Raw genomic sequence first — 18,867 nt, 5'->3', positions numbered from 1 at the left:
CCAGTTGTTTGCCGGTCGCTTACTTCGCTGTGATGGTTTTCATCACAAGCTTACCGTCTTTCTTGATGGGACCATCTTCCTTGGCGCCCAGGGTGTATTCGAAAATGCCCGTTTTCATGCCACCGTCTTCGCTATGAAGCATCAACATCAGCATGTCACCGGATTTGACGTCTTCAGTCAAAATGGCGGCCACATCTGTGTTTTTACCCTTGCGAAGGGGCGCGTGTGCCACGACCGGGCCGGGCTTGCCGCTTTCATCCGTGCGATGCACTACGAGCCAGCCATTTTCCTCGGCAACGACTTTTTTGGCAGTGACGGTGCCGTCCGCAACTGACTGATTGTCTCCCCAAACCCCGACTTTCATGTTGTCCATTGCCAATGCGGAACCAGAAGCCAGAGTTGCGGCTAGAAATGCGCTTGTCATCAAATGCTTCTTCATTGTGTTCTCCTTGCTTTCGGGTTGATCCCATCTTGATGTCTTGTTCGATGGGTGTAACTACAGCTACGGGATGTGATTCCCAAAAGTTTCAGCAAGGAAAAAAGAATCAGTGAGAAGGGTCGGATGTGCCATCAGCAACGGGATAAAGGTAGCCATGTATAGCCGGCCCGGTGGGCTGGCCAGTAGGTGAACCGCCTTCGGGCTCTAGGCTGATACCGAAGGTGGCTTCCTTCAGTAGTTCAGGATCGTAGTCACGAAGGGCTGCACGCTCCAGCTCAAAGTTGTCGTTAAGTACGCCCAGGGAGCGCGGATTCGGCCCAAGCGAATCGGCCTTTATCCACATCTGGTAGGATTTTCCCTGCATGGGTTTGGCCGTTACCGGACGAATCTGCATTTGACGGTTGTTGAGGTCTACCGAGAGCATGAAGGCCGGCTGCTGGTCATTCTGTTGGAACACGGCCACAAACGACTGCGGGCCCTGCTCTGGCGCAGGTTGGAATACGAGAACCGCAACCAGCACCATGGCAGCGGCTGACGCCAGGGCTGTACTCCACTGCCAACGCCGGAGGCGCTTGTGCAGGGAAATCACGTTGGATTTATCGAGGCTGTCAGTATCGACACCTGCCCGGCGCGTCTCGAGGGCATCGATATCTTGTTCAATCCGCTGATACAGCTCGGGGTCTGGCGTGACCGGCGTTACTTCATCAGCCAGTGCAGACAAACGCTGCTCCCAGGCAGAGATCATCTCGTCGAGATCCGGTTCGCTTTGCCGACGCACGGCCACAGCGGCCCGCTCCCGGGCATCCAGTGTGCCCAGGACGAACTCTGCTGCCAGCATGTCCAGATCGTCGTGGTCGGTCATGGTGTGAGACACCCTTTCAGTTGTTTCAGCGCCCGGTGTAGCCAGGTTTTGACAGTATTCACCGGTTGATCGAAATGCGTGGCCAGGTCTGCTCTGGACCAGCCGTTAAGATAGGCCAACCGCACCATGTCGCGGCGATCTTTTTCCAGCTCCTCCAGGCATAGGTTCAGTCGGTTCACGGTCTGCTGGCTTTCCACTTGTGATTGGGCATTGGGTTCTTTGCTGGCAAGCTGCTCCAGCTCATCTTCCGGTGCCTTGCGACTTGCCGGCTGCTTTCGCAGCTCGTCGATAGCACCGTTGCGGGCAATGGTGACCATCCAGGTAATCGCAGAGGCCTTGGACGCGTCGAACTGATCCGCTTTTCGCCAGATCTTGATATACGTATCGTGCACGACTTCCTCGGCCCAGCCCCGGTTATTCAAGATACGGGTGATGGTGCCAAGAAGTTTCGGCGCCGTTGCTTCATACAGTGTTGCAAACGCGGAGCGGTCTTTTGCGGCAACGCCCTTAAGAAGCTGGCTGAGTTGATCGGGGGACACTGACATGGATGGCGACTCCGCGCCTGATGGGGCGCGGCCAGTGGTGGATGAACTGAACGGTTCAGACATGCAGGAGTCGCCAACGGGTGTGTGAAAAGTTGCCTCGTGATACGCAGATTGCCGTGTTCGGGTTTATTTCGTCAAGCAAGTTTGTGTGTGAGCCCTTCACCAACGGTAGCGGACGCTGGCAACCACGCTGCGGGCTTCGCCGTAGTAGCACCAGTAATCACAGCTTGCGACGTATTCCCGGTCCGCAACATTGGTGACGTTCACCTGTGCCTGCCAGTTGCGGGTTACATCGTATTGGGCCATCAGGTCCAGAACCGTGTAAGAGGGAACATCGGTCGTGCCGTCGCGAGTAGAGCCCACATAGCGTGCGCCGCCGCCGATTTTCAGGCCTGGCACGTGGTCGACGAAACTGTAATCCAGCCAGGCTGACGCCATATGTCTAGGGATAAGCGGGGCTGCGCGTTCGCTGTTGTCGGTCTCGGTTTCCTTGATCGTGGCATCGCTGTACGTGTACGCGGCGGTCAGTTCCAGTTGGTCGGTCAGGTAGCTGACACTCTCCAGTTCAAAGCCAGCCGTGGTGCGCTCCCGGTCCTGGATCTGGAAACCGCTTTGGCTGGTGCCGAGGGAATTCTCTTCTTCGATCCGGTAAATCGCCGCTGTTACGTAGCCATCCAGATCGTCCGGAGCGATTTTGACGCCGGCCTCCAATTGCTTGCCTTTCCTTGGTTCGTAAAGGTCGCCAGTGCCATCAGTACCTGAAATAGGCTGAAATGATTCGGTGTAGGACACGTAGGGCGAGAATCCGTTGTCCGCCAGATACATCACACCACCGGAGAGGGAGAATTCATCAGCATCGGCTTCCTGGCGTGTGCCGGCCGTACGATTAACGCTGTCGACTTCGGCCTGGTCAAAGCGACCACCGGCCAGGAACACCCAGCGATCATCCAGGCGCAGTTGATGTTGCAGGTAGTAGCCTGTCTGCTGCTTGTTGATGTCCTGTACGATCAGATCTGTGGCAGTGATTGGCGTGAAGTTGCCGTACTGCGGGTCGAACAGGTCGATAGGACCGCCAAACGGAGTAGATCCTCCAGCGCCGTTCTGTTTGCCCTTGTTTTCAAGATCCTGATAGTCCACCCCGAACAGCAACGTGTGTTCGGTGCGGTCGGTAAACCACTTGCCCACCAGGCGATTGTCGATTGTCCAGCTGTTGATCTCGCCGTCCCGGTAGACCAGATAGCGCTGACCTTCCCGCGGACCTGTCTGGAAGAAGATAAAGCTGCTGCGTAACAGCAGGTCTACCTGGCTGTAGCGGAAGTCCTGCTCGAAGGTCCAGGTGTCGTTTAGGCGATGACTCAGTGAATAGCCGATGGCTGACTGGGTGCGTTCGTTGGTGTCGTAGCCTGGCTCGCTGTAGTTGGTGGACGGGTCCACTTTGCCAAAAGGCGTGTCGTCTATGGTGCCAAATGGCAGCTTGAACGGATTGGTCGGAATGGCGTCGTCCTTCTGGATACTTGCCAATAAGGTGAGCTCGGTGCTGTCAGACATCTCCCAGGTCAGGCTTGGGGCCAGGTAGTAGCGCTCGTTCTCGGTGAAATCCAGATCGCCTTCGTTATAGCGGTACAAGCCAACCAGACGGTAGCTGAGATCGTTTCGATCGCCGACGGGTCCGGACGTATCGACCCCAAGCTGGCGATGCTCATCGGTTCCTGCCTGCAGATTGATCTGGCCCTGAACAGTATCGGTAGGTCGCTTGCTGATTGCATTGATGACACCACCCGGAGGCGCTTCGCCGTACAGAATGGACGCAGGGCCTTTGAGCAGTTCTATGCGCTCCAGGCCAAAGGGCTCTGGCAGCCATTGATAGAACCCCTCGCGATAGATTCGCAGGCCGTCCTGATAAGTCGACTGGTCGAAACCACGTATCTTCAACCAGTCGGTATCGTTGTCTTCACCATACTGTCCCGAGAGCACCCCGGCACGGTAGCGGAAGGTTTCATCAAGCGTCTGCACGTTGCGCTCTTCCAGTTCTTCCTGCTCCACTACCGAACCGGGCCGGGGGGTTTCCATCAACGGGGCTTCCACTTTCAAAGCGGTTGCGGACACAACCAGCTCCCCCAGACTCGTTGGTTCGCTGGCATCGTCCTGCGCAGCCGCGATAGCTGGAACACAGATTGCCGAGCAGGTTGCCAAAAGGGTTAGTGTGCGCCTGATCGCCAGCGTGAGCTGGTGCGGGGTGGGAGACTGGGCCATCGAAAACCTCCGGAAAACGCTGGGAGAGAAATGAACGGATGTTCATGTTGGATGGCGGCAATCATATCAGTCGCATTAAATAATGCAAATCAATCTCATTATGATTAATAATTTAGAATGACATTCTCACTCGTAGGTCTGTGTTCGGCGGCATGTCGTGACGAGCTGAGGAAAGCACTTTTTTGAGTAGCAAATTCGGAGTTTTGCAAATAGAGTTAAGGTCTTATCAGTCTTTTCGATACAGCCTTCCAGGAGTATGCCCGTGTCTGAGTCAGAACAGTTTGCCAGTGATAATTACAGTGGCATTTGCCCGCAAGCCTGGTCCGCAATGGCCGAGGCGAATGGTTCTGACGAGCCGGCGTATGGGGAAGACCGCTGGACACAACGAGCCGCCGATGGGCTTCGGGGCCTATTCGATACCGACTGCGATGTCTTTTTTGTGTTCAACGGCACTGCCGCAAACTCACTGGCACTGGCATCCATGGGGCAGTCATTCCACAGTGTGATCTGCCACGAACTGGCGCACATCGAGACCGACGAGTGTGGCGGGCCGGAGTACGCTTCCAACGGTGCAAAACTGCTTTTGGGGCAGGGGCCGAACGGCAAGCTGACGCCAGAGAGTATTGAGCACCTGGTTACCAAACGCACGGATATCCACTACCCCAAACCCAAGGCCCTGAGCCTGACCCAGGCAACTGAGGTGGGTACTGTCTATTCTCCAGACGAGCTACGCGCGATCCGGCAAACGGCTGATCGTTTCAACTTGAATATCCATATGGACGGAGCTCGTTTCGCCAATGCCGTAGCGGCGCTGGATGTTCACCCTTCCGAGATTACCTGGAAAGCTGGCGTGGACGTACTGTGTTTCTCGGGCACCAAGAACGGCCTGGCTCTGGGGGAGGCCGTTGTGTTCTTCAATCGTGCGTTGGCAGAGGACTTCGAATGGCGCTGCAAGCAGGCGGGGCAATTGGCGTCAAAGATGCGCTACATTTCCGCGCCCTGGTGCGGGCTGCTTGAAGGTAATGTATGGCTGGAGAATGCCCGGCACGCGAATGCCTGCGCAGAGCGACTGGCGAAGGGCCTGGAAGGCTTGCCGGGTATCGGGCTCCGTTACCCCAGGCAAGTGAACGGCGTATTTGTAGAAATGCCTGACCCGGTGCAGGCGGCGCTGCGTGACAAAGGGTGGAAGTTCTACAATTTCATCGGCGGAAGTGCCCGTTTGATGTGCTCCTGGTCGACCACCCCGGAGCAGGTTGATCGCTTTCTGGCGGACTTGCGGGCGCTGGTGTCCTGATTTTGGTGTCGGGCCTCTCGCCAGCGTCGTCGCTTCATGATATATCAGCACCCTGTTTGTCCCACTTTAAATTCCGGAATCCGTAGCAATGCCAAAAGCAGGTGAAATCAAAAAGAATTCGGCGATCGAGTACGAAGGTGGTGTCTACTTCGTAAAAGATATTGAGCGTTCTGTCCCGCAGGGGCGTGCCGGTGGCAGCCTGTATCGCATGCGCCTTTACGACGTTGTAACCGGCTACAAGATCGACCAGACCTTCAAGGACTCCGATATGCTGAACCTGGCGGATCTGGTCCGTCGGCCAGCAACGTTCTCCTATTCGGATGGCGAGGAGTACGTCTTCATGGATAGCGAGGACTATACGCAGTACAGCCTGAATGGCGAGGCCATTGCCGATGAGCTGCTGTTCATCAACGAAGAGACTCAGGGCTTGATGGTGATTCTGGTGAGCGATGCGCCAGTGGCGCTGGATTTGCCCCCAACGGTGGACCTGCTGATCGAAGAAACCGACCCGTCGGTAAAGGGTGGCTCGGCCACTGCCCGCACCAAACCGGCCAGACTCACCACCGGCCTGGTGGTGCAGGTGCCCGAGCATATTTCCACGGGCGACCGCATTAAGGTCAATGTCGATGAGCGGCGGTTTCTGGGGCGGGTTTGATCCTCGGCTTACCCGATAGCGGGGCTTTCGGTGCCGTTGTGGCTCATAGCCCCGCGTCTTTCACATTCTCCATGACCACAAACGTGCTGGTCTGCAACACATGGGGCAGCGCCGATATCTGCTCCCCCAGCACTTGCCGGTATTCCGCCATGTTCCGCGTGCGTACTTTCAGCAGGTAGTCGAAGTTGCCGGCAATCATGTGGCATTGCTCTACCGCTGAAATCTGCTTCACCGAATGGTTAAAGGCCGCAAGGGCATTGCTGCTGGTGTCGTTCAGGGTGACCTGGGCAAAGGCAATATGACTCTGTCCGAGTTTGGTCTGATTGATCAGGGCTGTGTAACCCGTGATATAGCCCTGTTCTTCGAGGCGCCTCATACGGACCTGGCAGGGGGTTTTTGACAAACCAACACGTGACGCCAGTTCGGTGACGGTCACCCGTGCGTGTTTTTGCAGTTCGCGGATGATGGAGTGATCGATCCTGTCCAATTCGACCATAACTTATTTCTCGATATGGATATACGGCTATACAAAGCCAAGAATATAATCAAATTGCCTGCATTTTAAAACTTTATGGGCAAAGAGTCTTTCGTGAGTTGTCTATACTGGGGGTGTTCCGTCATACATGCCCCAGTTGATATCCCCGGAGATCTCCGATGACCCATTCCGATTCCCCTCAAAAGCAAACCCTCCTGGAACAGCTCTCCGAGGCGTTGGAGGGTGAGGACTACGACCCGGACGATTCCGGCCATCTGCGTGACGTTGTGGCGACGATGCTGGAGGAGTCCCAGTCCTGGGACGACGCGTTGCACCGCCGTTTGACCGAGGTGTTGGGTAAAGCGGAAGGAAAGCGTTGGGCGGGGATGTTCAGCGGCGGGTTCCCTTCGAGTTACCGATCGAGATTCTCCGTCGCGGAGGCCGCTGGCGATATCCAGCAAATCCAGTCCATTGCCCTGAGTTCTGATGTGCCCATGAGGTTCTACACATCATCGGAGCAGGGAGAGCAGGAACTGAACTTCAAGCTCTACAGTCAGGGCAAGCCGGTGATTCTGTCAGATGTGATTCCGATCCTTGAGAATCTTGGCATGCGAGTGTTGGGGGAGCACCCGTATCGTATTCGGCGGCGTGACGGCGAGCAGTTCGGGGTCAGTGATTTTACCGTGGAATGTCATTCCCGCTGCCGTGGCGCAGATGTCGAAGCGGCCAAACCGCGACTTCAGGAAGGGTTCCGGGAAATCTGGAATGGTTTCGCTGAAAACGACGACTTCAACCAGTTGATGATGGCGGCGGGTCTGAATTGGCGTGAAGTCAGCCTGCTGCGAGCCTACTCCCGCTACATCAAGCAGTTGCGCTTCGGATTTAGCCAGCCCTTTATTGCCGACACCCTGGCCCGGCACCTGGATATCACGGCGTTGCTGGTCGCCTTTTTCAGCGTTCGTTTCGATCCTGTAGTGGACAATCGGGAAACAGAATCCGAGCACATCGAGAACCGGATTCTTGAGGCTCTCGAAGCCGTAACTAGCCTTGACGACGACCGTATCCTCCGGCGGTTTTATGTACTGATCAAGGCCACCCTCAGAACCAACTATTTCCAACGCCAGGACACCGGCGAGTTCAAAGGCTATATCTCGCTTAAACTCGATCCTTCCAGCATCCCGGATATTCCCAAGCCATGCCCGCGTTTCGAGGTATTCGTGTGTTCCCCTCGGGTGGAAGGGGTTCATCTCAGGGGAGGCGCCGTGGCCCGTGGTGGTTTGCGCTGGTCCGACCGTAGCGAAGACTACCGCACAGAGATACTCGGGCTGGTGAAGGCCCAGCAGGTCAAGAATTCGGTCATTGTACCCGTGGGTGCCAAAGGGGGCTTTATCGTCAAGCAGCCTCCGGAAGGCGGCTCACGCGAGGCGCTGAGAGAAGAGGGTGTTGCCTGCTACCAGACATTCATCCGAGGTTTGCTGGACCTGACCGATAACTTGGATGAAGGCAGCGTAGTGCCACCGGTTGACGTGGTCCGTCACGACGCCGATGACACCTACCTGGTGGTGGCCGCCGACAAAGGCACGGCGACCTTCTCTGACATTGCGAACCGGCTTTCCGGGGAATACGGCTTCTGGCTTGGTGACGCTTTTGCCTCCGGCGGCAGTGAGGGGTACGACCATAAGAAAATGGGTATTACCGCGAAGGGCGCCTGGGAGTCGGTCAAACGTCATTTCCTTGAGAAAGGCATCGACACCCAGGCCGACGAATTCACAGTTGTGGGTATTGGCGACATGGGCGGGGACGTGTTTGGCAACGGTATGCTGCTGTCGGATCGCATTCGCCTTGTGGCAGCCTTCAATCACCTGCACATCTTTGTGGATCCGGAGCCGGATGCAGCGGCGTCGTTCGCCGAACGCAAGCGCCTGTTTGAAACGCCGGGATCGAGTTGGGAGGACTACAGTGCAGAACTGATCAGCGAGGGTGGTGGTGTGTTCTCACGGGCTGCCAAATGGATTCCCGTGTCGCCACAGATGCAGGCACGCCTCGGCATCCGTGAAACCCGCCTGCCGCCCAATGAGTTGATCAGTGCGCTGTTGCAGGCCCCGGTGGACATGCTCTGGAATGGTGGTATCGGCACCTACGTGAAAGCGGCTGGCGAGACCCATGACGACGTCGGCGACAAGTCCAACGATGCCGTAAGGATAGACAGCCACCAGCTACAATGCGGGGTCCTTGGTGAGGGCGGAAACCTCGGTTTCACCCAGCTTGCTCGCATCGGTTTTGCCAGAACCGGTGGTGCCGCCAATACCGACTTTATTGATAATGCCGGTGGGGTGGACTGTTCGGACCATGAAGTAAACATCAAGATTCTGCTCAACGAGCGGGTGCGAAGCGGGAAGATGACGCTGAGGCAGCGTAACCAGATGCTCCGGGCAATGACTCCGGAAGTGTCGGAGCTGGTGCTGCGGAACAATTACCGTCAGGCCATGGCTCTGAGCCTGGCCGCCACGGGGGCGGTTGCCACTACGGACGAGTACGAACGCCTGATGCGGCGGTTGGAGGCAGAGGGGAAACTTGATCGGTCCCTCGAATTTCTGCCCGACGACGAGGAACTCCGCTCGCGGCGAGAGCGTGCTTCGGGGCTGACTCGCCCTGAGCTTTCGGTGTTGATTTCCTATGCCAAGATTGAACTGAAGCAGGCGTTGCAGGCTGCGCCTATTGTTCACGACGATCGTTTCTCCGCAGCCCTGTACTCCGCTTTCCCGGGCTCGTTGCTCAAGCGTTTTCCAGACGCGATCGATGCCCATCCCCTGCGCGGGGAAATCGCTGCAACGCAGATTGCCAACGATATGGTGAATCGCATGGGCATCAGTTGGGCGGACAAGCTGCGTAATGCCACCGGTGCCGACTGTGGCCGGATTGCTGCCGGCTTCCTGATCTCCCTTCAGATCCATGACGTAGAGACCCAGTGGAAAGCGATCGAAGCGCTTGACGGGAAAATCAGTGCCGGCGTGCAGGCGGAGTTGTTCAGCGATGTGATTCGCCTGGTTACCCGCAGTACCAGCTGGCTGTTGCACAATCGCCGGGCTGACCTGGACCCGGAAGCCTGTGTTGCCCACTATCAGCGGCCGCTGGCGGAGGTGTTGGCGTCGACAGAGAGCCTGGAGGCGGTGATTCCTGCAAGTCGGTGGCAGGAACGCTATGATAAATACTGTGAGCACCATGTTCCGGAAAAACTGGCAGCCTATGCCGCCTCTGCAGAAAGCCGCTATTGGCTGATGGATATCATCGAAATCGGCCGTCAGTTGGATCGGGATCTTGAGTCGGTGGCCTGGGTGTACTTCAGCTTGGGTGAAGGTCTCAAACTGACCTGGCTGGACCGTCAGATGCGTGCCTTCAAGGCCCGGGGGCACTGGCAGGTACTGGCGACGCTTCATTACAGGGACGAACTGGACCACCAGTTGCGGAACCTGACCGCGAGTGTACTGTCCTTCGCGTCCGAAGGGGGCGGATCGATGTCTCCTGAGCAGTCTCTTGAACGTTGGCGTGAAGACAAGCAGGCTCTGTTGAGCCGTTGGCAAAAGATGCTGGCTGATATGCAGGCCGCGAGTGACGTGGATTGTGCCGTGTTCTCGGTGGCCCACGGCGTGCTTCGGGAGCTGGCTGCAAAGGCAGCTTAGTCATCTGTCAGGGTGTTTTCGTCTGAAAATTAATCATTTCACAGGAAAAATGTAAATTTTAATTAACCAAAAAAGCCTGAACGTCGCGCTTGTATGGTTTTTACAGTCAAATAGTCTTTGTCGTTCCCGGTAGAATGCGGGAAAGATAAACAACTGAGAGGGTTCAACCATGAGACCGCAGCAATCAGAGACTCCCACACTGGTCGATAGCCGGCAGGCCATCCGCAATTATTACCTCGCGGACGAACACAAGGTGATTAGTGAGATGATTGCTGGCGCCCAGTTGACCCGGGCAGAGCGCGATGGAATCTCGGAGCGCGCCGCCGATCTGGTACGCAGCGTCCGCAAGAATGCCAAGTCCACCATCATGGAAAAATTCCTGGCGGAGTACGGCCTCACGACCAAGGAAGGCGTTGCACTGATGTGTCTGGCTGAGGCGTTGCTGCGTGTGCCGGACAATATGACCATTCACGAACTGATCGAAGACAAGATCACTTCTGGCGCCTGGGGTACTCACGTAGGCAAGGCGTCCTCAGCACTGATCAACACGGCGACCGTGGCGCTGTTGATGACCAGCAATCTATTGAAAGACTCTGAGCGACACAGCGTGGGTGACACGTTGCGTAAGCTGCTGAAGCGTTTCGGCGAGCCGGTCATTCGCACGGTTGCAGGTCAGGCCATGAAGGAAATGGGCCGTCAGTTCGTGTTGGGCCGTGATATCGACGAAGCCCAGGACGAAGCCAAAGAATACATGGAAAAGGGGTATACCTATTCCTATGACATGCTGGGTGAAGCTGCCCGCACCGATGAGGACGCCAAGCGCTATTTCGACTCCTACTCCAATGCCATTGATAGCATTGCCAAGGCCTGCAAAGGCGATGTGCGCAAGAATCCGGGTATCTCCGTCAAACTGTCCGCACTACTGGCCCGATACGAATATGGCAATAAAGAGCGGGTGATGAACGAACTGCTACCCCGCGCCAAAGAGCTGGTAAAGAAGGCCGCAGCGGCCAATATGGGGTTCAATATTGATGCCGAGGAACAGGATCGGCTTGATCTGTCCCTTGATGTCATTGAAGCCCTGGTCGCAGACCCGGAACTGGCCGGTTGGGACGGTTTTGGTGTTGTGGTTCAGGCTTACGGCAAGCGTTCAGCCTTCGCGCTGGACTGGCTGTACGGGCTGGCTGAGAAGTACGACCGTCGCTTTATGGTGCGCCTGGTAAAAGGCGCGTACTGGGACGCCGAGATCAAACGCGCCCAGGTAATGGGCCTGAGCGGTTTCCCGGTATTCACCCGCAAGGCCTGCAGTGACGTTTCGTTCCTCTCCTGCGCAACCAAGCTGCTGAACATGACCGATCGGGTCTATCCGCAGTTCGCCACCCACAATGCCCACTCGGTATCGGCGGTGCTCGAGCTGGCCAAATCCAAAGGCGTGGATAACTATGAGTTTCAGCGCCTGCACGGTATGGGTGAATCACTCCACAACGAAGTGTTGAAAACCAGTGGTGTGCCTTGCCGGATTTATGCCCCGGTTGGCCCCCACAAAGACCTGTTGGCGTATCTGGTACGTCGCCTGCTGGAGAATGGCGCCAACAGTTCCTTCGTGAACCAGATCGTGGACAAGAGCATTACGCCGGAAGAAATCGCCAAAGACCCGATAGACTCCGTTAAAGAGATGGGCAGTAATATCTCAAGCAAGGCGATCGTCCACCCCTTCAAGCTCTTCGGTGAACAGCGCAGAAACTCCAAGGGTTGGGACATCACCGATCCGGTGACGGTTGCGGAAATCAACGAAGGCCGGGACGCCTATCGTGACCATCGCTGGAAAGGCGGTCCGATCATCGCTGGCGAAGTATCCGGTGCGGAAGTGCAAATGGTCCGTAACCCCGCCGACGCGGAAGACACGGTTGGCCATGTGACGCAGGCGTCCGAGGAGGACGTGAACACAGCAATCACCGCAGCTCAGGAAGGCTTCAAGGCCTGGTCGGCCCGGTCCGCCGAAGAGCGGGCCGAGTGTCTTCGCAAGGTCGCTGACCTGTATGAGGAAAATGCCTACGAGCTGTTTGCGCTGGCCACCCGCGAAGCCGGTAAGTCGCTGCTGGATGGCGTCGCTGAGATTCGGGAGGCGGTGGACTTCGCCCAGTTCTATGCCAACGAAGGTATTCGCTACAAGGACAGCGGTGAGTCGCGCGGAGTCGTGGTGTGTATTTCGCCCTGGAACTTCCCGCTGGCGATCTTTACCGGCCAGATTCTTGCCAACCTGGTAGCAGGCAATGCTGTGTTGGCCAAGCCGGCCGAGCAGACCTCGCTATTGGCGGTAAGGGCCGTGGAGCTGATGCACCAGGCCGGTATTCCGGAAGATGTGATCCAGTTGCTGCCGGGCACCGGTGCGACGGTTGGCGGGGCGTTGACATCCGATTCGCGGGTCGCCGGCGTTTGCTTCACCGGCTCGACTGCGACGGCCCAGCGCATCGACAAGAAGATGAGCGAGAACATGGCCCCCGATGCCACCCTGGTGGCGGAAACCGGTGGTCTGAACGCCATGATCGTGGACTCCACGGCGCTGCCGGAACAGGTGGTGCGGGATGTTCTGGCGTCATCTTTCCAGAGCGCGGGCCAGCGCTGTTCTGCACTGCGCATGCTGTATGTGCAAAAAGACATTGCCGACCACCTGCTGGAAATGCTGTATGGCGCGATGGATGAATTGGGCATTGGTGATCCCTGGTTACTGTCCACCGATGTTGGCCCGGTCATCGATGAGACGGCCAGAAAAAAGATTGTCGACCACTGTGACAAATATGAAGCCAAGGGCCGGCTGATGAAGAAAATGACGGTGCCGGAGAAAGGCAACTTCGTGTCACCTGCGGTGATCAGTGTCAGCGGCATTGAAGAGCTGGAAGAGGAAATCTTCGGCCCGGTGCTGCATGTGGCCACATTCGCGGCCAAGGACCTGGACAAAGTCGTTGATAGCGTTAACGCCAAGGGCTATGGACTGACCTTCGGTGTTCACAGCCGTGTTGACCGCCGCGTTGAACGCATCGCCAGCCGTATCAAGGTGGGCAACACCTATGTTAACCGCAATCAGATCGGTGCCATTGTCGGCTCTCAGCCGTTTGGTGGTGAAGGTCTTTCCGGTACCGGCCCCAAGGCTGGCGGACCGCAGTACGTGCGTCGTTTCCTGAAAGGTGAAACGGTTGAACGCCCGGCGGATGTCAGTGCCAAAGCAGTGGATATCAAGAAGCTTGAAGGGCTGATTGGCAAGGTAGCGGATGTGAAAGCGCCCGCGCCGGAGCCACGAATTGAAGCCATGAAGCCTGTTTTCGGTGATGTGCCAGCACCGCTGGACGCCCATGCCGAGGAATTGCCGGGGCCAACGGGTGAGCTGAACCGCCTGAGCAATCATGCCCGAGGTGTGGTGCTCTGTCTTGGTCCGGACAAGGAAACCGCGTTGGAGCAGGCTGCAATGGCTCTGTCCCAGGGCAACAAGGTGGTTGTGGTTGCGCCGGGCACCCAGGATACGGTTGACCGTGCTGCCAAGGCCGGTTTGCCGATCGTGGGTATTGAGGGCCTGTTGGAGCCAGAGGCATTGTCCCAGGCGCGTGGTTTCCAGGCAGCCGTAAGCTGCGCTGAGCCGTCCTTGCTGAAGGAGTACCGTCAGGCCCTGGCGAAGCGGGAAGGTGCGCTGCTACCGCTGATCACCGAACACAAGCTAGACCAGAGGTTTGTGATTGAGCGCCACCTGTGTGTGGACACCACGGCGGCGGGTGGCAACGCCAGCCTGATTGCAGCATCCGAGTAACGACCTGTCACCTTGCAACGCCCAGGGAAGGGCGTTGCAAGGGTTTTGGTCAGGCAGAGTCAGCGATCTCCCGGAACGCGTTGATCAGTGTGTCTGGCTCCTGCGCACCGGATATCAGGTACTTCTGGTTAATGATGTAAGCAGGAACTGCCGACACGCCTGCCTGCTGATACTGTGCCTCTTCCTCCCGAACAGCCTCTGCATACTGGTCAGACGCCAGTACCTCGCGCGCTTGCGAGCCGTCCAGGCCAATCGTTTCCACGCAGTGGATCAGCGTATCCGGATTGGAAATATTCTCACCGCGTCCGAAATAGGCCTCGAAAAACGCCAGTTTCATATCGGTCTGCTTGCCCTGTTCACCGGCCCACTTCACCAGCCTGTGGGCATCAAAGGTGTTGCGAGTGTAGCGTTCCTGAAGTTTCTCGAAGTTCAGCCCCAGCCCCTTGGCAATGTCCATCATCTGCGCCTGATTGGCTCTCATCTCGTCCTCGCTACGGCCGTATTTGCGGCTCAGGGCGGGCAGGATGGGTTCGCCGTCACCGGATGGGTCCGGGTTCAGCTCAAAGGCATGCCATGCAACAGTGAAGTCCATGTCGTCTTTCAGGGCGTCCATCGCCTTTTCCAGGCGGGCATAACCAATGGCGCACCAGGGGCACGCAATATCGGAAACAATGTCGATGGCTATTGGGGTCATGGTGGCTCCTGTGTGTAAGGGCGAATAAGGGCAGGGTACCTGAAAGTTAAGCGGATGACTGCCCGTGCAGGCTCTTGGCCGTCCGGGCGCGCGGACACCTCTGTCAGGCGTTCCGGGCATATCGTTATTCAGAACAATCCCTGGGATGAGGGAAATCAGCAACCTGCAATCCTGGCACGTATCTTTCAGTTGCAACACTGCCGAACAATAAATCCAATAAAAGGAGCTCAAGATGTTCCAACTCATCGCACGTCAGGTGCGCGGTGGCACGCTATCGGCATTGCTGGCCTCCGCCGCCCTGATGATTCCTGCTCTTCCCGCGGTCGCGGGCCAGACAGATTCCTATACCCTGCCACAACAATCCTACAATCAGTCCAGGGCCCGTAACTACAAGGTGTACGTGCCCTCGAACGTGCAATCGCCTGCACCCATGGTGATGGCATTGCATGGTTGCAAACAGACCAACAACGACGTGCTCAATGACTGGGGGCTGAAAGCCGCCGCCGATGAGTACGGGTTCATTCTGGTTGCCCCCTTCATTACCAGCTACGACGGGCTGCGTAATGAAAACTGTTGGGGCTTCTGGTTTGACCACCATCGCCATGAAGGCGCTGGCGAAGTGGAGGACCTGCACCAGATTGCACAGGCTGTTGAGTCCAATTACACCATTGACGCCAATCGCCGTTATATCACCGGCCTGTCTTCCGGCGGTGCCATGGCAACCGTAGCCTCGGTGGCCCATAACGAATACTGGGCGGCGGCCGCGCCTGCCTCGGGCCTGCCGTACGGTGAGGATTCTGCGTCTGTCTCGTTGTCCGGACAGTGCCCCGGTAGTGCGACGTTTCACAGCGTATCGCGGGTATCCTCCGACATGCAGTCGGAGGTGGACGACCAGTATCCGATCCCGCTTATGGTGTTGCAGAACGAGAACGACTGTACCGTGCTGAAAGAGGCGGCTGATAACACCCGGGATGCGCACCTGCAGGTGTTTGGCGAGTCCGGGTTCCAGACCACGGGCCAGGCCTACGCCTCGTCAGTCGCCTGTTCACCCTATTATCAGAACAACCACAGCTGCGAGCACATCCGTTATACCCAGGATGGCACCAACGGAGCGCGTTCGGTGGTTGAAACCGTCTACCTGGACGGCCCCCTGTCGACCCCCAATACCCAGGATACCAATCATGGTCACTACTGGGTTGGCGGAGAGCATGGTAATAATGGCAAATGGTCCGTGAGGGTGGGGCCCAGCTATCCGGATATCATCTGGGATTTCTTTAACCGCCACAGCCGCGATGGAACCGAGCCCGAGGGTTTTCCGGTCATCACACTAATCGGCGATAACCCGATGACCGTGGCGATCAACACCACGTTTACCGATCCGGGTGCCACCGGGCAGGATGCTGAGGACGGTTCACTGACGGTAACGGCTGACTGCAGTGCGGTGGATACGTCAACGGTCGGAACCTACACCTGCGACTACAGTGCGACTGACAGCGACAGCAATACCACGACGAAAAGCCGTCAGGTCGAGGTGTATGACCCCAACGCACCTACCGAGACCTGCGAGCAGGCGACAGCGTCGCCCAATGCCCACATCTCGGCAAACCGGGCCTACGCTGGAGGTAACTCCAACCTGAGGGCCTATGCCAGTGGCGACGACATCGACATCGGGGGCTCCTTCGACACCTGGAGCAATGTCACCCTCTATGAGGGCGATCCGGGGCTCTGGTATACGTCCGAACCCAGCGCTTGCAGCGGAACCGGCGGAGGCGGTGATGGTGGTGGCTCCGGCGGCGATGTCACCTGCCAGGACTGGAACGATACCCATCTCAACCATGATACCGCTGGCCGGGCGTACTATTCAGGGGGGTACTACACCACCGGTGGTAACGATTACCTGGGCGCGGTATCCGGCACCTACAGCTGGGTGAAGGAGACCGACAGCGGCGTCTTCAAAGCCGGCCAATGTAACTGATCGCCATCGAAGACAGGCACTCACAGGGGGCGGGAAACCGCCCCCTGTTTCGTTGTTATTCCAGAATAATTTCGCGGGTGGTGAGTGGTCGGAATTCCCCGGGTTTCAGCGTTGGGTCCAGTGTTATCGCGCCCATTTGTTCCCGGTGCAGGCTACTCACACGGTTGCCCGTTGCGTGGAACATACGCTTGATCTGATGATAGCGGCCTTCGTAGATCGTTACCCTGGATTCGTTGGCAGACAGTGGTTCCAGGCGCGCAGGAGAGGTGGTCAGTTGTTCGTATTCGAACCAGATTCCCTGCGCGAAGCGCTCTATGGCATCGGTTGAAACCGGTTCGACCGTGGTGACGCGATAGACTTTGGGGAGCTTTACCCTGGGCTCCGTAAGCCTTCGTGACCAGGTTCCGTCATTGGTCAGTATCAACAAACCGGTGCTGGCGCGGTCAAGCCTGCCGGCAATGTGAAGGTCTTTTCGCAGTTCCGGGTCGATCAGCTCCATTACGGTTTTGTGAATCTTGTCCGCCGTGGCACTGAGGTATCCGGCCGGTTTGTTCAGCATCAGGTAGTGGGCTCCGTCCCCGTGCTGGATAACCCTGCCGTTGCAGGCTACAGTGCTGAAACGGTCGACTTCCCGGGCTGTCTCCCTGCAGATACAACCGTCCACTGTAACCGTTCCGGCCGCGACCAGGGCGTTGGCCTGCTTGCGGCTGACACCGTTTTGATTACTGAGAATTCGGGAAAGCTTCATAGTGGCAATGTTATAGTCTTTCCGACTTTCTCCGTGATTCCCAAACCTGGGTGATGATAACACCGTGGCTCAACGATCCGTGATCCAAAAATCCCTGCGTGCGCTTGCCTGGTTACTGGTGGGCTTTTTGCTGTTGATAATCGCATTGATTGTCCTGCTCCGGTTCGTGAACCCACCGACGTCCACCTTCATGCTGGGGCATCTGTTTTCCGGTTCCAGCCACGAGCTCAGACAGGAGTGGGTTAGCCTGGACGAGATATCACCCTGGGTACCGTTGGCAGTGGTGGCCAGTGAGGATCAACGCTTTCCGTACCATCAGGGAGTGGATTTCAGCGCCATTCGCAAGGCACTTGCGGAATACCGTGCGGGCCAGGGTTTGCGGGGCGCCAGCACCATCACCCAGCAGACGGCAAAAAACCTGTTCCTGTGGAACGGGCGCAGTTTCGTGCGCAAGTCGTTGGAGGCCGGGTTGGCGCTCGGTATCGACGCTATCTGGCCGAAGCGTCGGATCATGGAGGTGTACCTGAATATCGCCGAATTCGGCCATGGGATCTACGGTGTTGAGGCTGCCAGTTGGGCCTTTTTCGGCATCCCCGCCAGCCGGCTGTCGCAAACCCAGGCAGCACGGCTTGCTGCGGTTCTTCCCAATCCGAAAGTGCTCAGTGCCGCCAGCCCCTCGTCCTATGTATGGGAGAGGGTGGCCTGGATTCGTGGGCAGATGGCTCAGCTGTCCGGGTTGCATTATCTGCGTGGACTGTATAATTAAGAGTTTCGTTTCTCTCAACGTCCAACATTCTATCAATGTAAGAGTCTGCCCGTGATGTCACTGAACCTGGCCTTGTTGTCTGCGTTTATCCCAACCTTCTTTGTGGTGTCCATTACGCCGGGTATGTGTATGACCCTGGCGCTGTCCCTCGGCATCACTATTGGCGTGAAGCGGGCGTTGTGGATGATGGCCGGAGAATTGGTTGGTGTGGCCGTAGTGGCGACTGCAGCGGCGGTGGGTGTGGCAACCTTCATGTTGAAGTACCCGACGGCCTTCGACGTATTCAAGGTTGTAGGCGGCGCCTACCTTGCCTGGCTGGGCATCCAGATGTGGCAGTCCCGGGGCAAAATGGCCATGCCGGAGGAGGATTCGCAACCGGTGGAGAGCTCAAGGGTGCAATTGGCGCTCCAGGGGTTTGTGACCGCTATTGCCAACCCGAAGGGCTGGGCGTTTTTCATTGCGCTATTGCCGCCGTTTATCGACAGTAAACTGCCAATGGCGCCACAACTCACGGTTCTCATCCTGATCATACTGGCCCTGGAGTTCCTCTGCCTACAGCTCTACGCCCACGGTGGAAAGACTCTGCGCAAGGCTCTAAAGCAAGGCGGTGGTGTTCGCACGGTTAACCGTGTGGCGGGCAGTCTGATGATGCTGGTGGGCGCTTGGCTGGCGCTCGGTTAGG

The 18,867-nt window shown here is 57.3% G+C and carries 14 protein-coding genes; 7 read left to right on the top strand and 7 right to left on the bottom strand.

Annotated features, from left to right (window positions below):
• Positions 1 to 19 precede the first annotated feature (19 nt).
• The 4 genes from JJO78_RS13065 to JJO78_RS13050 all read right to left on the bottom strand — a co-directional run bounded on the left by JJO78_RS13065 (position 20) and on the right by JJO78_RS13050 (position 4,099).
• Positions 20 to 439, bottom strand: a complete 420-nt coding sequence (locus JJO78_RS13065) for a DUF7282 domain-containing protein (protein ID WP_036209368.1) — start codon at positions 437 to 439, stop codon at positions 20 to 22.
• A 106-nt stretch (positions 440 to 545) separates the two neighbouring features.
• Positions 546 to 1,301 (bottom strand): anti-sigma factor, encoded by a 756-nt coding sequence (locus JJO78_RS13060; protein ID WP_075197000.1) that lies wholly within the window; start codon positions 1,299 to 1,301, stop codon positions 546 to 548.
• On the bottom strand, positions 1,298 to 1,846 hold the full coding sequence (locus JJO78_RS13055) for a sigma-70 family RNA polymerase sigma factor (protein WP_075197001.1): 549 nt from the start codon (positions 1,844 to 1,846) through the stop codon (positions 1,298 to 1,300). The genes JJO78_RS13060 and JJO78_RS13055 overlap by 4 nt, the downstream gene beginning before the upstream one ends.
• Before the next feature lie 159 nt (positions 1,847 to 2,005).
• Positions 2,006 to 4,099: a TonB-dependent siderophore receptor gene (locus JJO78_RS13050; RefSeq protein ID WP_075197002.1), complete on the bottom strand. Its 2,094-nt coding sequence runs from the start codon at positions 4,097 to 4,099 to the stop codon at positions 2,006 to 2,008.
• A gap of 256 nt (positions 4,100 to 4,355) precedes the next feature.
• Between JJO78_RS13050 and JJO78_RS13045 the strand changes: the two genes are divergently transcribed.
• Positions 4,356 to 5,393 carry a threonine aldolase family protein gene (locus tag JJO78_RS13045; RefSeq protein WP_036209376.1) on the top strand — a complete coding sequence of 346 codons (1,038 nt, stop codon included), beginning with the start codon at positions 4,356 to 4,358 and terminating at the stop codon, positions 5,391 to 5,393.
• Positions 5,394 to 5,481: 88 nt separating this feature from the next.
• Entirely contained in the window at positions 5,482 to 6,048 is a 567-nt protein-coding gene (gene efpL / locus JJO78_RS13040) for an elongation factor P-like protein EfpL (protein ID WP_075197003.1), read from the top strand.
• Between the two features lie 43 nt (positions 6,049 to 6,091).
• On the opposite strand, the gene JJO78_RS13035 is transcribed toward efpL, so the two are convergent.
• Positions 6,092 to 6,544 carry an Lrp/AsnC ligand binding domain-containing protein gene (locus tag JJO78_RS13035; RefSeq protein WP_007152658.1) on the bottom strand — a complete coding sequence of 151 codons (453 nt, stop codon included), beginning with the start codon at positions 6,542 to 6,544 and terminating at the stop codon, positions 6,092 to 6,094.
• A 158-nt stretch (positions 6,545 to 6,702) separates the two neighbouring features.
• Between JJO78_RS13035 and JJO78_RS13030 the strand changes: the two genes are divergently transcribed.
• Both JJO78_RS13030 and putA read left to right on the top strand, forming a co-directional pair.
• Positions 6,703 to 10,203 (top strand): NAD-glutamate dehydrogenase, encoded by a 3,501-nt coding sequence (locus tag JJO78_RS13030; RefSeq protein WP_075197004.1) that lies wholly within the window; start codon positions 6,703 to 6,705, stop codon positions 10,201 to 10,203.
• Between the two features lie 169 nt (positions 10,204 to 10,372).
• The gene (gene putA, locus JJO78_RS13025) at positions 10,373 to 14,002 is read left to right on the top strand and encodes a bifunctional proline dehydrogenase/L-glutamate gamma-semialdehyde dehydrogenase PutA (protein WP_075197005.1); all 3,630 of its coding nucleotides are present in this window, start codon (positions 10,373 to 10,375) and stop codon (positions 14,000 to 14,002) included.
• 49 nt (positions 14,003 to 14,051) lie between these two features.
• Here putA and JJO78_RS13020 read toward each other — a convergent pair whose 3' ends face one another.
• Complete coding sequence (locus tag JJO78_RS13020; RefSeq protein WP_075197006.1) at positions 14,052 to 14,696, bottom strand: DsbA family oxidoreductase; 645 nt, start codon at positions 14,694 to 14,696, stop codon at positions 14,052 to 14,054.
• A 232-nt stretch (positions 14,697 to 14,928) separates the two neighbouring features.
• Between JJO78_RS13020 and JJO78_RS13015 the strand changes: the two genes are divergently transcribed.
• Positions 14,929 to 16,671 (top strand): extracellular catalytic domain type 1 short-chain-length polyhydroxyalkanoate depolymerase, encoded by a 1,743-nt coding sequence (locus JJO78_RS13015; protein WP_075197007.1) that lies wholly within the window; start codon positions 14,929 to 14,931, stop codon positions 16,669 to 16,671.
• 55 nt (positions 16,672 to 16,726) lie between these two features.
• Here the strand turns inward: JJO78_RS13015 and JJO78_RS13010 are convergent, their stop codons facing one another.
• Positions 16,727 to 17,419 (bottom strand): pseudouridine synthase, encoded by a 693-nt coding sequence (locus tag JJO78_RS13010; RefSeq protein ID WP_075197008.1) that lies wholly within the window; start codon positions 17,417 to 17,419, stop codon positions 16,727 to 16,729.
• A gap of 64 nt (positions 17,420 to 17,483) precedes the next feature.
• On the opposite strand from JJO78_RS13010, the gene mtgA reads away from it, so the two are divergent.
• Entirely contained in the window at positions 17,484 to 18,185 is a 702-nt protein-coding gene (mtgA, locus tag JJO78_RS13005) for a monofunctional biosynthetic peptidoglycan transglycosylase (RefSeq protein ID WP_036209384.1), read from the top strand.
• 54 nt (positions 18,186 to 18,239) lie between these two features.
• Positions 18,240 to 18,866 (top strand): LysE family translocator, encoded by a 627-nt coding sequence (locus tag JJO78_RS13000; protein WP_075197009.1) that lies wholly within the window; start codon positions 18,240 to 18,242, stop codon positions 18,864 to 18,866.
• Position 18,867: the final 1 nt, after the last annotated feature.

Source organism: Marinobacter sp. DS40M6, from assembly GCF_028581595.1.
In the GTDB taxonomy this organism is placed as follows: Bacteria; Pseudomonadota; Gammaproteobacteria; order Pseudomonadales; family Oleiphilaceae; genus Marinobacter; species Marinobacter salarius.
The sequence above is the reverse complement of the archived record's forward strand: the minus strand, read 5'-3'. Positions and strand labels throughout refer to the sequence as shown.

Coding starts and splice junctions, on each gene's coding strand:
- efpL (WP_075197003.1), top strand. CDS start 5,482: ATGCCAAAAGCAGGTGAAATCAAAAAGAATTCGGCGATCGAGTACGAA.
- JJO78_RS13020 (WP_075197006.1), bottom strand. CDS start 14,696: ATGACCCCAATAGCCATCGACATTGTTTCCGATATTGCGTGCCCCTGG.
- JJO78_RS13035 (WP_007152658.1), bottom strand. CDS start 6,544: ATGGTCGAATTGGACAGGATCGATCACTCCATCATCCGCGAACTGCAA.
- putA (WP_075197005.1), top strand. CDS start 10,373: ATGAGACCGCAGCAATCAGAGACTCCCACACTGGTCGATAGCCGGCAG.
- JJO78_RS13065 (WP_036209368.1), bottom strand. CDS start 439: ATGAAGAAGCATTTGATGACAAGCGCATTTCTAGCCGCAACTCTGGCT.
- JJO78_RS13010 (WP_075197008.1), bottom strand. CDS start 17,419: ATGAAGCTTTCCCGAATTCTCAGTAATCAAAACGGTGTCAGCCGCAAG.
- JJO78_RS13045 (WP_036209376.1), top strand. CDS start 4,356: ATGCCCGTGTCTGAGTCAGAACAGTTTGCCAGTGATAATTACAGTGGC.
- JJO78_RS13050 (WP_075197002.1), bottom strand. CDS start 4,099: ATGGCCCAGTCTCCCACCCCGCACCAGCTCACGCTGGCGATCAGGCGC.
- JJO78_RS13000 (WP_075197009.1), top strand. CDS start 18,240: ATGTCACTGAACCTGGCCTTGTTGTCTGCGTTTATCCCAACCTTCTTT.
- JJO78_RS13015 (WP_075197007.1), top strand. CDS start 14,929: ATGTTCCAACTCATCGCACGTCAGGTGCGCGGTGGCACGCTATCGGCA.
- JJO78_RS13055 (WP_075197001.1), bottom strand. CDS start 1,846: ATGTCAGTGTCCCCCGATCAACTCAGCCAGCTTCTTAAGGGCGTTGCC.
- JJO78_RS13060 (WP_075197000.1), bottom strand. CDS start 1,301: ATGACCGACCACGACGATCTGGACATGCTGGCAGCAGAGTTCGTCCTG.
- JJO78_RS13030 (WP_075197004.1), top strand. CDS start 6,703: ATGACCCATTCCGATTCCCCTCAAAAGCAAACCCTCCTGGAACAGCTC.